Genomic DNA, 13114 nt, shown 5'->3' on the forward strand with positions numbered 1-13114 from the left:
TACACCGAGAACTCTTACGACTTCTTGCCTCTGGCCAGAAGATAGATCTCTTTGCTTCGAGCACGCGAAGCCTGCGGTTTACGGGTAATTACCTTACTGTACTTACTGCGCAAATCCTGCATTAATTCGTTATAACCCTCACCCTGAAAGACTTTCATCAACAGATCACCGTCTTTCTTCAGTACCTGATCGGCCAACTCGACACAGAGTTCGACCAGATACATCGCACGAGGAATATCAACCCCTTTGTTACCGCTCATATTCGGGGCCATATCCGACATGACCACATCGACTTCACGGCCATTGAGCGATTGCAGCAGACTGTTATAGACTTCATCATCGCGGAAATCGCCCTGAATAAAGGTCACCCCGGCAAAAGCTTCGACCGGCAGAATATCCAATGCAAAGACTTCTCCGTTTTTGCCGATCTTATGCGTTGTCCACTGCGACCAGCCGCCGGGCGCCGCGCCGAGATCCACCACACACATTCCGGGCTTGAAGAGTTTATCCTTGTCGTCGATTTCCTGCAGCTTATAGACTGCACGGGAACGCCAGCCTTCCTTCTTCGCTTTATTGACATAGTGATCGTCAAAATGTTCTTTTAACCAGCTTGAACTGGATTTACTTCTCGCCATATTCGATTTCTACTACAATAGCCGTTTATTAAAAATAAGAATCAATTTGGATAATTCAATGGCACAAACCAAAAAAAACAAAATTACTGAGTTAAGCCCTAACCAGTTGAAATTCCTTCGCGGCATCGCGCATAACATCAAACCGATGCTGATCATCGGCAGTAACGGCCTGACCGACAGCCTGATGGCGGAACTCGACAGCACCCTTTCACACCACGAACTGCTGAAAATCAAAATTTCCTATGGTGAACGCGAAGATCGTAAAAGCATTGTCGAGCATATTCTGCAGGAGACCGGAGCACTGCATGTCCAGACCATTGGTAAGACTTGCGTTATTTTCCGACCAAACGAAGAAACCGAACTGCCTCTGCCACGAAAATAATATTTTTCAGATTATCCATCAGCCCTGAGAGTTCAGGGCCGTTGCTTAAATCAAGTCCAGGCCTCGCGCCAAATCTTTCTTAATATCTTCAACAGACTCCAGACCCACGGAAACCCGCAACAGATTATCGGTGATACCGGCTTTATCTCTGTCTTCCTGAGAAACACGTCCGTGCGTTGTGGTAGCAGGATGGGTAATAATGGTTTTCACATCGCCCAGATTGGCTGTAATCGAGAGCATTTTTGTATTATCGATCACAGTCCAAGCCTGCTCTTTGCCACCTTTAACTCGGAACGAAACCAAACCGCCGCCGGCTGACTGCTGTTTTTGCGCCAGGTCATACTGAGGATGCGAAGTCAGCCCCGGATAGAACACCTGTTCTACTTTCGGATGACTACTCAACCATGTCGCCAGAGACAAAGCATTTTCGCAGTGCGCTCGCATTCTGATCGGCAAAGTTTCCAATCCTTTTAAGAAAATCCACGCATTAAAAGGACTCATGCTCGGACCGCAGGTACGCAGAAAGCCGCGCACTTCTTCACCGACCAGCTGAGCATTACCCAAAACGGCACCGCCGACAGCCCGTCCCTGACCGTCCAAAAACTTGGTCGCCGAGTGAATAACAATATCCGCCCCTTGCTCCAATGGTCGCTGCAGAATCGGTGTACAGAAGCAGTTATCAACAACCAGCAAACAATCATTCTCTTTAGCCAGCTTACTGAGCTCTTCAAGATTTGCCACTTCTGTCAAAGGGTTAGACGGAGTTTCTAAGAATAAAGCTTTGGTATTGTCTTTAATTGCCGATCGCCATTCAGAAATATCCGTTTGCGAAACAAAAGTGATTTCGACACCGAACTTCATCAGATATTTACTGAACAACACCTTGGTCGTACCGAAAACGCTCTGCGAAGAAACGATATGATCCCCGGCTTGGCACAGAGCCATAAAGGTCGAAAGAATCGCCGACATTCCGGAAGCGGTTCCAACACACGCCTCAGCCCCTTCCATCGCAGCCAGACGGTTCTCGAAACTGCGCACCGTCGGATTAGTGAAGCGGGAATAAACATTCCCCTGTTCTTCGCCACTGAAACGCGCTGCCGCCTGGGCTGCAGACTGGTAACGAAAACTGGACGTCGGAAAGATCGCCTCGGAATTTTCCTGCTCGGGAGTCTGTTCATACCCCGCGCGAACGGCCAGGGTCTGAATGTCATAATCATCAAATTCGTTAAACATCGTCATCTCTTTTTGACTTAAAAGCCGCCAATGGTTTACAACCAAAGGCGGCCCAGATCAATAAAATCGCTATCGAATCAAAACAACTTAGCTTCGATTGTGGATACCAACCGTTTCCTGACCGGATTTTTGCTTGTTGGCATTCTGCGCGTCGTCGTTACGAGCCTGATCTAGAGAAGCCAGATATTCAGGCGTAATATCTCCGGTCGCATAAACACCGCTGAAACACGAAGTATCAAACTGGTTCACGCGTTCGGAACCGGCGCTGACCGCCTCAACAAGATCATCCAGATCCTGATAGATCAATTTATCACAGCCGATAATCTCGGCGACTTCTTCGGTCGTATGGTTACTGGCGACCAGTTCCGACGGCGACGGCATATCGATACCGTAAACATACGGATAACGCACTGCAGGCGCAGCCGAAGCAAAATACACTTTTTTCGCACCGGCTTCACGCGCCATCTGCACAATCTGACCAGATGTCGTTCCGCGCACAATAGAGTCATCAATCAGCAGGACGTTTTTGCCTTCAAACTCCAAACCGATCGCATTCAGCTTCTGGCGAACCGATTTTTTACGCAGGTGCTGACCCGGCATAATGAAGGTACGACCGATGTAACGGTTTTTGATAAAGCCTTCACGGTATGGCGTGCCGAGCTTATTGGCCAATTCAATCGCCGAAGTACGACTGGTATCCGGAATCGGCATAACCACGTCAATATCGTGATCAGGCCATTCGCGCAGAATCTTTTCCGCCAGCTTCTCACCCATACGCAAACGTGACTTATACACGGAAATATCGTCAATCATTGAATCCGGACGGGCAAAATAAACAAATTCGAAAATACACGGTGAATAAACCGGATTCTCTGCGCACTGTTTAAAGCTGATTTCGCCTTTATCGGTGATCACGACCGCTTCGCCCGGCGCCAGATCCTTCAGCAGTTTGAATCCCAAACCGTCCAGCGCAACAGATTCCGAAGCAATCATGTAATCGGTACCGTACGCCGTCTGACGCTGCCCGACGACACAAGGACGCAGACCATAAGGATCACGGAAAGCAAAAATACCAATGGTCGAAATCATACCGACCGCGGCATAACCACCGCGAACACGTTTGTGAACCTTGGCAATCGCTTCAAAAATATCCTCTTCGGAAATTTCCATTTTGCGGTCTTGCATCAACTCATGCGCAAAAACGTTCAACAGTACCTCCGAATCGGAATTGGTGTTCAGGTGACGCAGATCCTGACGGTAGATCTCTTGGGCAATCTGCTCCGCATTGGTCAGGTTACCGTTGTGTCCCATTACAATTCCGTAAGGAGAGTTAACATAAAAAGGCTGGGCCTCGGCACTGGATGAAGAACCGGCGGTCGGATAACGCACATGCCCGATCCCCATGTTTCCGATCAGATCACGCATGTGGCGGGTACGGAAAACGTCCTTAACCAAACCGTTATCTTTGCGCTGATAAAAACGCCCGTTTTCGCAGGTGACAATCCCCGCTGCATCTTGTCCTCGATGTTGCAAGATGGTCAGTGCATCGTAAATCTCCTGATTTACCGAATTTTCACCGACCGAAACAATGCCAACAATACCGCACATGTGTGAACTCTCTCTTAGATTGAATTTCAGTTTTTGGACTCTTGCGTCACTTCGATAATGCGTGAGCCCTGAAGGTGGAATATTTTATCTAAATTCTGCTTAGCTTTTAGCGCTTTGTCCAAAGAATTATAATTTTCTGTGCGCGCTTGATACACAATCTGATTTTTTCCGTTTTTTGATACGTTAAATTCCTTAAGCACAACCTTGTATCCGTGCTTTTTGGCACGTTTGACAAACTGATCGGCTTTTTCGATTTCAAAAAAGGTAATCAGTCGCACCATATACTGTCGATCAATGCTTGGCGACTCTGTATCTGAAGTGCGTTTTGTTGCAACTGCTTGCTGCACCTGCGTTTGCGCCTTAGATTCCTGCAAGCGCTGTTCTCTCTGCTGAATCTCTTGCAGATGACGTTCACGCGCACCGACTAAAATCTCTTGTTTAACGGCATCCGGTTGCACCCCCTCAGGAAGATGATAGGCGGTAATTGCAATAGGCTCAGCGCCTTTGTCGGAGGATACACTTTGCACGCCTTGCGGTACAGGGTCGGCATACCAGCCGGGCACAAAAAGCAACAGCAGCAGAATCCAAACCAAGGCGCCTACAAGACGATATTTAATAACATCTTCATCTGCCGATAGGTTTTCCGTCACCGAGATATGCTCCTGTTTTGAATTCTTCAATCTGCAAGTTTATATGAATCTTAACGCGAATTAACCACAACTGCGATTAATTCCCCAACTCGATCGCCAAAGCCTTAAGAGCCTGATACACCTGGGCAACGGTAAAGAAAGATCCCCAAACCAACAGATCCGGCGTCTCCGGGCGAGTATCCGAGCCGCTTTGCGACAAACACGCCTGAACACTTTTTTCAATCGAGTCGTAAACATGAATACAGGACGCCTTAACGTGATTATCCTGCAACAGAGTTTGCAGCTTCTTCTCACTGCTGGAACGTGGAATCTGCAGATCCGCGGTGTACCACTGATCAACATAAGGAGAAATGCGCTGCACCATCGGCGATGCATCCTTGTCGTCCAGCACCGAAAAAACCGCTTTCAGCCCGCTCAGTTCCTGCTTGGCCAGATAATCAGCCAGCACTTCGGAGGACTGAGGATTGTGTGCCACATCGATCAGCCAGTGATAAAAACGGCCGTTATGGTGAAACTCAACCGATTGCAGACGCCCCGGATGAGTTGCGTTTTGCAGTCCCCGCTTGATCGCGTCGGCGGAAACTGTCAAATCGCCGCTACGCCCCATTTGCTGCAACAACGCCAGCACACCGGCGGCATTCTGGATCTGAAAATCCCCCTTCAAAGCAGGCCGCGGATAGGTATCGGTTTGAGCAGATGAATCCCACAGCAAGGACCAACCGCCCTCTTCGTCTACACGATAGTGAAAATCGCGTCCCAATTGAAGCAGATTAACTCGATGTTCGGCACAATAATCCGCCAAAGTCTGCGGCGGATTCGGATCAGAACAGACGGCCAGTCTTCCGCTGCGCGTAATACCGGCCTTTTCAATCGCAATCTGTCCGCGATCATCGCCGAGCCAATCGATATGATCAACATCAATCGCGGTAATCAAAGCGGCATCGGCATCGACAATATTCACCGCATCCAGCCTTCCGCCCAGACCGACTTCCAACACAACCACATCCAAGGCAGCCTGCTTGAAAATCTGCAATGCGGCCAAAGTGGAAAATTCGAAATAGGTTAGTTTGATTTGACCACGAGAACGCTCTATCAGATCAAAAGCTTCGACAATTGTCTGCGAGTCAACGGCAACGCCGTCAATCTGAATTCGCTCGTTAAAGGCCTGTATATGCGGAGAGGTGTAGGCACCGACACGGTAACCCGCCTGACGGAGAATACTGCTCAGGAGTGCAACACTGGACCCTTTTCCGTTGGTACCGGCAACACTGATTCCTTTGGGTGCAGGTTGCAGAATCGACATTTTTGCACCGACCTGGCGAACGCGCTCCAGCCCCAAATCAATTTCCTGTGCATGCAGATGCAGCAGCCAATCAATCCAGGATTCCAGTGAACTGGCAGCATCGGGTTTTGCAGTAACACTCATCAATGAAACTCAATAAGAAAAAAACAGCTTCCGGAAATAAAAAGCCAGAGTTGCTAACTCTGGCTCCCGGCCTGACAACGAACCTATAGTGGCTGGTTCAGCAACATCTTACAGATGCTGGCCAGTTCCGAATTCAAATCGTGGCGATGGATAATACGATCGATCGCGCCATGCTCCAGCAGGAACTCACTGCGCTGGAAACCTTCCGGCAGTTTCTCGCGAACCGTCTGCTCGATAACACGAGGACCGGCAAAACCGATCAAGGCTTTTGGTTCGGCCACATTCAAATCGCCCAACATGGCGAAAGAAGCGGAAACACCGCCCATGGTCGGATCAGTCAAAACAGAAATAAACGGCAATCCCTGAGCGCGCAGACGTCCTAGAGCAGCAGAAGTTTTCGCCATCTGCATCAAAGAGAACAATGCCTCTTGCATACGGGCACCACCACTGGCCGAGAAACAGATAAACGGTGAACGAGTTTCAATTGCCTGATTCACGGCACGAACGAATTTTTCACCGACAACCGATCCCATAGAACCGCCCATAAAACGGAAATCGAAAGCCGCGGCAACCACAGGCAGACCGTCAATCGTTCCCTGAGCGGTAATCAGCGCATCCTTTTCACCAGTCGCTCGCTGAGCCTGAGCGATACGGTCTTTGTATTTTTTCAGATCTCTGAATTTCAATGCATCGACCGGGCCTACCTCAGCTGCGAACTCTTTAAATGAATCTTCATCGAAAAAAGCTTCCAAACGAGCTCGTCCACCCAAACGCATATGATGATCGCATTTTGGACAAACTTCCTGATTACGGGCTACCTCAGCGCGATACAAAGTCGCTTCGCACTTTGGACATTTGGTCCACAACCCTTCCGGTACTGACTTTTTACGTTCCGTAACCTGTTTGATACTTGGTAAAATTTTTTCAAACCAATTCATCTTACTGCCCCTTTAAACTCTTGTTATTCTGCATCTGCGCGATCAATCGCGTTACGGAATTCCTGCATCTTGTCACCGATCGCCAATTCGATTTCATACAGATCTTTATGCTCGTTTGCTTCAATCAGGCTGACCAGAGACGAACCGACAATAACCGCATCACCCTGCTTAGCCATCGAATAAGCGGCATCACCGTTACGAATACCGAAACCGATCCCCATCGGAAGATCGACTTCGCCTTTCAATCGCTGCATCTGTAAGGCAACATCATCGGCATCCACATCGCGCGAACCGGTTACCCCTTTCAGAGAAACATAATAGGCAAAACCGCTGCCCTTCTCATTGACCGCACGCAGGCGTCCGACCGGTGTGGTCGGAGAAATCAGGAAAATACGATCTAAATCGTGCTCCTTCATGGTTTCCGTATAACCGAAGGATTCTTCCGGCGGCATATCAACCGTCAGAACCGCATCCACTCCGACAGAACTGGCCGCATTAGCAAACGCTTCATACCCCATGTGCTCCACCGGGTTCAGATATCCCATCAGAATAACCGGCGTCAGCGCATCTTTTTCACGAAACTCGCGAACCATCTCAAGCACGTCATCCATAGAAACGTTATGTGCCAGCGCACGTTCAACTGCTCTCTGAATAACCGGACCGTCAGCCATCGGATCAGAGAAAGGCACACCCAACTCGATCATATCCGCCCCTTTGGCGACCAGAAGATGCATCAGGCTGACAGTCGCATTCGGCTTAGGATCGCCAGCGGTAATATATGGAATCAAAGCGGTTTTACCCTGCGCTTTCAGATCCGCAAATTTTTGTGAAATTCTGCTCATAATTCTATTTTCAAGTTATCCATTGAAATGGTATCAACACTATGTCAAAACCACATAAAAGCGTTTTGCGTGTCATGAGAGCTTAAAGGACAAGGCAAAAATTCCAGCGAAGTCGCGCAGTTTACATTTAGTAAATGAGCAGGCTTCGCGAATTTTTAACAAAGACATTTAAGTTCGCAATAGCGCAAAAAGCTTTTAAAATTCGAAGCCTTCGATTTGGGCAATCGTATTCATGTCCTTGTCACCTCGACCAGACAGGTTAACGATAATCACCTGATCTTTACTCATCGTCGGCGCCAGTTTGGTCGCGTAAGCAATCGCATGCGAGGATTCAAGCGCAGGAATAATCCCTTCGCAACGGGTCAGGTCACGGAATCCCTGCAAAGCCTCTTCATCATCGATCGCGACATAATTGACGCGTCCGACATCTTTCAACCAGGCATGTTCCGGCCCGACGCCCGGATAATCCAGACCGGCGGAAATCGAGTGCGTCCCTAAAATCTGACCATTCTTATCCTGCATCAGATAGGTGCGGTTACCGTGTAGAACGCCCGGCGTACCTTTACACAGAGGCGCTGCGTGCTCACCGGTTTCCAGACCATGACCGGCAGGCTCGACACCGTAGATTGCCACCCCCTCGTCCGGCAGAAATTTATGGAAAAGCCCGATCGCATTGGAACCACCACCGACACAAGCGATTAACGCATCCGGCAGCTTACCTTCTTTTTCCAGTACCTGTTCACGCGCTTCCTGACCGATCACCGCCTGAAAATCACGAACCATTGCCGGGTACGGATGCGGTCCGGCAACGGTACCGATAATATAGAAGGTGTCATCGACATTGGTTACCCAGTCACGCATCGCTTCATTCAAAGCGTCTTTCAGCGTTCTTGAACCGGACTCTACCGCAACGACCGTAGCGCCAAGCATCTTCATACGCGCCACATTCGGCGCCTGACGCACAACATCATCGGCCCCCATATAGACGACACATTCCAGACCGAGACGCGCGGCAACCGTTGCACTGGCTACACCGTGCTGACCGGCACCGGTTTCGGCAATAATACGTGTTTTACCGAGACGCTTTGCCAGAAGCGCCTGACCAATCGTATTGTTTACCTTATGGGCACCGGTGTGATTCAGATCTTCACGCTTAAGATAAATTTTGGCGCCACCTAGCTCTTCCGACCAGCGTTTAGCGAGATACAAAGGCGTCGGACGACCGACATAGTCGCGCAGATCTTGTGCCAGTTCATCCAGAAAAGCCGGATCGTTCTTCACACTTTCATATTCCTGATTAAGCTGCTCCAGAGCAGCCATCAGGGTTTCCGGCGCAAAAATCCCGCCGTAAGGCCCAAAGTGCCCATGCTCATCGGGAAACTTTGCATAATCAATCGTCGGAGAATCTTTTGACATTACACTCTTCTCATTACTTCTTGCATAAATTGCGAAATCTTTTCTGCGGACTTAATACCTTTGGAGGCTTCAACCCCTCCGCTGACATCCAAAGCCCAAGGATGAACCGCGTCAATCGCCTGTCCGGCATTCTCAGGCGTCAAACCACCGGCCAGAATGATCGGCTTGACAAACCTCTGCGGTACCCACTGCCAGTTAAAAGTCTCACCTGTACCGCCAGGCACGCCCGGCTTGTAGGTATCCAAAAGCAGGCCGCTGCAATCATGAAACTCGGCAACGATCTGCGCCAAATCAGTCTCTTCACGCATCGGCACGGCTTTAATGTAATTTCTTCCGAACTGCCTGCAAAACTCGGCCGTTTCCTGACCGTGAAACTGCAGCAGGTCGATCCGCACTTCGCGCAAGACCTGTTCAAGCTGCTCTTTACTTGGATTCACAAACAGCGCCGTAACCGTGACAAAAGCCGGAATTTGCGCGGCAATTTCCTTGGCTTTGGCGATATCCACATAGCGCGGGCTCGGCTCGTAGAACACCAGACCGATCGCATCGGCACCGGAGTTTACCGCCTGCAATGCATCTTCAATTCGCGTCAGGCCGCAGATTTTAACACGAGTTCGCATTAACGTTTTCCATTGATAATTATTTCCCGGCGAAGTCCGTAAAATCGATAAATTTCACAATGTATTTTTCGCGCATTTCACTAGCCATATGGCTTACATTTGCCACAACACCTGATCCAAAGGAGTCTGCGGCACGCCCAATCCCTCGGGATAAATGGCGTTGACAAAATACAACCCTTCGGCCGGCGCGGTCGGCGCAGCCTGAGTACGATCCTGCAAGGCCAGCAAATCGGCCAGCCACTGTACCGACTGATGACCTTTACCGACTTCAATCAGAGACCCTACAATATTGCGCACCATATGATGCAGAAAAGCGTTAGCCCGAATATCAATCAAAATAAAATCACCGCAGCGCTTAACCGAGACCTGCTGAACTTCACGCATCGCGTGACTGGCCTGACAGGCCGCAGCCCGAAAAGAGGAAAAATCCTGCTCACCGATCAGCGCTTGCGCCGCCTGATGCATTCTGGATTCATCCAATTTATACGGCTCGTGCGTCACCCGTCCGGCAAGTACCGCAGAGTGCACCCGACGGTTAAAAATCACATATCGATACTGACGGGCAACCGCCGAGAAGCGAGCATGAAAATCCTCACCCATCGGCTTCGCCCAGACGACACGAATATCGGCCGGCAACTGTGTATTGGTACCCTGCACCCAGGCCTTTTCAGGACGCTCGGAGCAGGTTTCAAAATGCACCACCTGACCGATCGCATGCACTCCGGTATCAGTGCGTCCGGCACAATGCAGCTCGACGCGCTCGGCGGCAATCGAACTCAAAGCATTTTCCAGATGCTCCTGAACCGATGGACAATGTTTTTGCCGCTGATATCCGCAATAAGCGCCTCCCTGATACTCTATACCAAGGGCGATACGCATTGAATTACAGATAATCCTTGATCAGAACTTCGGCAATCTGCACCGTATTGGTCGCCGCCCCTTTACGGACGTTATCTGCCACCACCCATAGGTTCAGACCTTTCTCGCAGGAAATATCTTCACGAATACGACCGACATACACCGGGTTGGTATCCGCCGCATCGGTCACCGCGGTTGGATAACCGCCGTCTACATGCTCGTCCATCAGAACCACACCATTGGCTTTTTCAAACAACGCCTTGGCTTCCGCTGCAGTGATTTTCTTATCGGTTTCAATATGAACCGCTTCACTGTGACCATAGAACACCGGTACACGAACCGCTGTCGGATTCACCAGAATCGAATCGTCGCCCATAATTTTCTTGGTCTCCCACACCATTTTCATTTCTTCTTTGGTGTAACCGTTGTCCATAAAGACATCGATTTGCGGGATACAGTTAAAGGCGATCTGTTTAGGGTAAACCTTGGCCTCAACCGGCTTCATATTCAAAAGGTTCGCAGTCTGTGTCGCCAGCTCTTCAATCGCCTCCTTACCGGATCCTGAAACCGCCTGATAGGTCGCAACGTTGATGCGTTTAATGCCAACCGCATCATAGATCGGCTTAAGGGCGACCAGCATTTGAATGGTCGAACAGTTAGGGTTAGCGATGATACCGCGATTCTTATAACCGGCAACTGCTTCAGGGTTTACTTCCGGCACAACCAGAGGAATATCGTCGTCATAACGGAACTGTGAAGTGTTATCCACTACGACACAGCCTGCTTCTGCGGCTTTCGGTGCATAAATTTTGGAAATGCTCGCACCTGGCGAGAACAGACCGATCTGTGCTTTGGAAAAATCGAATTTCTCAAGATCCTGCACTTCAACCCACTGACCTTTGAATTGAATCTTTTTACCGGCAGAACGGCTGGATGCCAATGGATATAGATTCCCAACCGGGAAATCGCGCTCTTCCAATACTTTAAGAATCGTTTCACCTACCGCACCAGTGGCACCAACTACTGCAATATCATATAACTTGGTCATTTTTTATCCTTTATTTCACAAAAATAGCGGTGCGAGCCCTGCTACAACACCGCTTACGAAAATAATTGTTACGGGATTATCTTTCCATCCGGTCTAGATTTTCAAACACCAGACCGTCTTCTTCACTGTCGGTTTCTTTAAGGCCGGCGAATTCAAGCAAACGTTTATGCTCGCTCGAATCCAGCGCTTCGGTCATTGATAAGACTCGTCCGCCTTCGGTCAACTCGTGCCGCTGACCGATAAATTTGCCGCCCTGCTCAATAACAAAATCCCGACAGACCAGATCGCCGACCAGCTTTCCGCCCGGAAGAATTTCGATTTTTTCGCAGGCAACATGCCCTTCAATCAAGCCGCTCAGAACCACTTCTCGGGCTTTGATCAACCCTTTGATCACGCCATTGCTGCCGATCGAGATATCGAAAGCGGTGTTAATCACCCCTTCGATCGTGCCGTCATTATGCAGTTCACCTTTTAATTCGGTAAACTCGCCCTGAATGCGACATCCCTCGGCAATAATTGTTTTTCCACCTTCTTGGCTTGCAGACTTGCGGCTTGAACTAAAGAACCCCATGGTACCAACTTAACCTCTTGAAAAATAGCGTTGTAATTTTCCTGCGACCACTCATGAAATGGCTTCGGATCGATACGGCGGGACAGGAATAACACCTCATAATGCAAGTGCGGTCCCGTCGAACGACCGGTATTACCGATCTCACCAATTTTCTGACCCTTGTATACATAATCACCCACCTTAACGGTACGTTTATGCAGGTGACCGTATCGGGATTTAAAACCATTCGCATGAATAATCGAAACCAGATTACCAAACCCGGTCTCCTTACTAAAGGCAGAAAAAGAAACAATACCATCGGCAGTGGCAAGTACATCTTCACCCACCCCGCCACGGTAGTCGATCCCGAGATGCCGACTGCGAACGCCGGTAACCGGGTGTTTGCGGACACCGTAGTAGCTGGTAAAGCCGTTGAAATTCTTAACCGCCGAACCGTTTGGAATCGAAGCCAGCATCAGACTGCGCTCCAAAGCACTCATCTGCAGATTTTCAAGACGCTGTTCAACAGGCAAGTTTGCAAGGCTTTGCAACTCGTCCTGCGTCATAATCATCTCTTCGATATTCTGCAGCGTCTGGCCAAGACTGTCCAAACGCTCGCTCTTCTGGTTAAGCGCGGTTTCCAGCTCACCTTTCTCGGTCAGCATATTTTCATAGTCGTCTTCGACTTTTGCCAGCCTGTCCGAATAAGCCTTAACGGCAAACCGGTGCTGCGCTTCCACCTCGTCAACCTTATTGGAAAACCATACAATGGTTAAAGCACCGGCAACCCAAAGAGTGAGAAAGAGCAGCAAAATCCAGGAGAAAAAGCGCTTGGCAAGTTGCGTAAAGGAATAGTGTCGCGCACCATGCACATCACTGACCGTAACTGTAAACCGATTGCGCAACGC

14 protein-coding genes are annotated in these 13114 nt (G+C 49.5%); 1 reads left to right on the plus strand and 13 read right to left on the minus strand.

The genetic code is table 11. The features are described from left to right. Positions 1 to 14: 14 nt before the first annotated feature. Positions 15 to 635, minus strand: a complete 621-nt coding sequence (gene rlmE / locus J3999_RS03140) for a 23S rRNA (uridine(2552)-2'-O)-methyltransferase RlmE (protein WP_208126526.1) — start codon at positions 633 to 635, stop codon at positions 15 to 17. A 58-nt stretch (positions 636 to 693) separates the two neighbouring features. Between rlmE and yhbY the strand changes: the two genes are divergently transcribed. After that, the gene (yhbY, locus tag J3999_RS03145; RefSeq protein WP_208126527.1) at positions 694 to 1017 is read left to right on the plus strand and encodes a ribosome assembly RNA-binding protein YhbY; all 324 of its coding nucleotides are present in this window, start codon (positions 694 to 696) and stop codon (positions 1015 to 1017) included. Positions 1018 to 1062: 45 nt separating this feature from the next. Here yhbY and J3999_RS03150 read toward each other — a convergent pair whose 3' ends face one another. The 12 genes from J3999_RS03150 to J3999_RS03205 all read right to left on the minus strand — a co-directional run bounded on the left by J3999_RS03150 (position 1063) and on the right by J3999_RS03205 (position 13111). Continuing rightward, positions 1063 to 2250: an O-succinylhomoserine sulfhydrylase gene (locus J3999_RS03150; protein WP_208126528.1), complete on the minus strand. Its 1188-nt coding sequence runs from the start codon at positions 2248 to 2250 to the stop codon at positions 1063 to 1065. Between the two features lie 87 nt (positions 2251 to 2337). Further along, positions 2338 to 3858 carry an amidophosphoribosyltransferase gene (purF, locus tag J3999_RS03155; RefSeq protein WP_208126529.1) on the minus strand — a complete coding sequence of 507 codons (1521 nt, stop codon included), beginning with the start codon at positions 3856 to 3858 and terminating at the stop codon, positions 2338 to 2340. 26 nt (positions 3859 to 3884) lie between these two features. Further along, entirely contained in the window at positions 3885 to 4508 is a 624-nt protein-coding gene (locus tag J3999_RS03160; RefSeq protein ID WP_208126530.1) for an SPOR domain-containing protein, read from the minus strand. A gap of 76 nt (positions 4509 to 4584) precedes the next feature. Beyond that, positions 4585 to 5934 carry a bifunctional tetrahydrofolate synthase/dihydrofolate synthase gene (gene folC / locus J3999_RS03165; protein WP_208126531.1) on the minus strand — a complete coding sequence of 450 codons (1350 nt, stop codon included), beginning with the start codon at positions 5932 to 5934 and terminating at the stop codon, positions 4585 to 4587. A gap of 83 nt (positions 5935 to 6017) precedes the next feature. Further along, a complete protein-coding gene (gene accD, locus J3999_RS03170) occupies positions 6018 to 6872 on the minus strand; it encodes an acetyl-CoA carboxylase, carboxyltransferase subunit beta (protein ID WP_208126532.1) in 855 nt (284 codons plus the stop codon). Between the two features lie 23 nt (positions 6873 to 6895). Further along, positions 6896 to 7714, minus strand: a complete 819-nt coding sequence (trpA, locus tag J3999_RS03175) for a tryptophan synthase subunit alpha (RefSeq protein ID WP_208126533.1) — start codon at positions 7712 to 7714, stop codon at positions 6896 to 6898. A gap of 195 nt (positions 7715 to 7909) precedes the next feature. After that, complete coding sequence (gene trpB / locus J3999_RS03180) at positions 7910 to 9130, minus strand: tryptophan synthase subunit beta (RefSeq protein WP_208126534.1); 1221 nt, start codon at positions 9128 to 9130, stop codon at positions 7910 to 7912. Continuing rightward, complete coding sequence (locus J3999_RS03185) at positions 9130 to 9750, minus strand: phosphoribosylanthranilate isomerase (RefSeq protein ID WP_208126535.1); 621 nt, start codon at positions 9748 to 9750, stop codon at positions 9130 to 9132. Before J3999_RS03185 ends, trpB begins: the two co-directional genes overlap by 1 nt. A 93-nt stretch (positions 9751 to 9843) precedes the next feature. Then, positions 9844 to 10629: a tRNA pseudouridine(38-40) synthase TruA gene (gene truA, locus J3999_RS03190; protein ID WP_208126536.1), complete on the minus strand. Its 786-nt coding sequence runs from the start codon at positions 10627 to 10629 to the stop codon at positions 9844 to 9846. A gap of 4 nt (positions 10630 to 10633) precedes the next feature. Continuing rightward, positions 10634 to 11656, minus strand: a complete 1023-nt coding sequence (locus J3999_RS03195; protein WP_208126537.1) for an aspartate-semialdehyde dehydrogenase — start codon at positions 11654 to 11656, stop codon at positions 10634 to 10636. A gap of 76 nt (positions 11657 to 11732) precedes the next feature. Next, positions 11733 to 12227, minus strand: a complete 495-nt coding sequence (locus J3999_RS03200; protein WP_208126538.1) for a polymer-forming cytoskeletal protein — start codon at positions 12225 to 12227, stop codon at positions 11733 to 11735. Continuing rightward, on the minus strand, positions 12128 to 13111 hold the full coding sequence (locus J3999_RS03205) for a M23 family metallopeptidase (RefSeq protein WP_208126539.1): 984 nt from the start codon (positions 13109 to 13111) through the stop codon (positions 12128 to 12130). Before J3999_RS03205 ends, J3999_RS03200 begins: the two co-directional genes overlap by 100 nt. Positions 13112 to 13114 lie beyond the last annotated feature (3 nt).

This window comes from Thiomicrorhabdus sp. 6S3-12 (genome assembly GCF_017571475.1).
Taxonomy (GTDB): Bacteria; Pseudomonadota; Gammaproteobacteria; order Thiomicrospirales; family Thiomicrospiraceae; genus Thiomicrorhabdus.

Bases quoted from the DNA above. Each gene is read 5' to 3' on its own strand.
- J3999_RS03185 (WP_208126535.1), bottom strand. From the start codon at position 9,750: ATGCGAACTCGTGTTAAAATCTGCGGCCTGACGCGAATTGAAGATGCA.
- trpA (WP_208126533.1), bottom strand. From the start codon at position 7,714: ATGAGCAGAATTTCACAAAAATTTGCGGATCTGAAAGCGCAGGGTAAA.
- truA (WP_208126536.1), bottom strand. From the start codon at position 10,629: ATGCGTATCGCCCTTGGTATAGAGTATCAGGGAGGCGCTTATTGCGGA.
- rlmE (WP_208126526.1), bottom strand. From the start codon at position 635: ATGGCGAGAAGTAAATCCAGTTCAAGCTGGTTAAAAGAACATTTTGAC.
- J3999_RS03200 (WP_208126538.1), bottom strand. From the start codon at position 12,227: ATGGGGTTCTTTAGTTCAAGCCGCAAGTCTGCAAGCCAAGAAGGTGGA.
- accD (WP_208126532.1), bottom strand. From the start codon at position 6,872: ATGAATTGGTTTGAAAAAATTTTACCAAGTATCAAACAGGTTACGGAA.
- J3999_RS03150 (WP_208126528.1), bottom strand. From the start codon at position 2,250: ATGTTTAACGAATTTGATGATTATGACATTCAGACCCTGGCCGTTCGC.
- folC (WP_208126531.1), bottom strand. From the start codon at position 5,934: ATGAGTGTTACTGCAAAACCCGATGCTGCCAGTTCACTGGAATCCTGG.
- J3999_RS03195 (WP_208126537.1), bottom strand. From the start codon at position 11,656: ATGACCAAGTTATATGATATTGCAGTAGTTGGTGCCACTGGTGCGGTA.
- yhbY (WP_208126527.1), top strand. From the start codon at position 694: ATGGCACAAACCAAAAAAAACAAAATTACTGAGTTAAGCCCTAACCAG.
- trpB (WP_208126534.1), bottom strand. From the start codon at position 9,130: ATGTCAAAAGATTCTCCGACGATTGATTATGCAAAGTTTCCCGATGAG.
- purF (WP_208126529.1), bottom strand. From the start codon at position 3,858: ATGTGCGGTATTGTTGGCATTGTTTCGGTCGGTGAAAATTCGGTAAAT.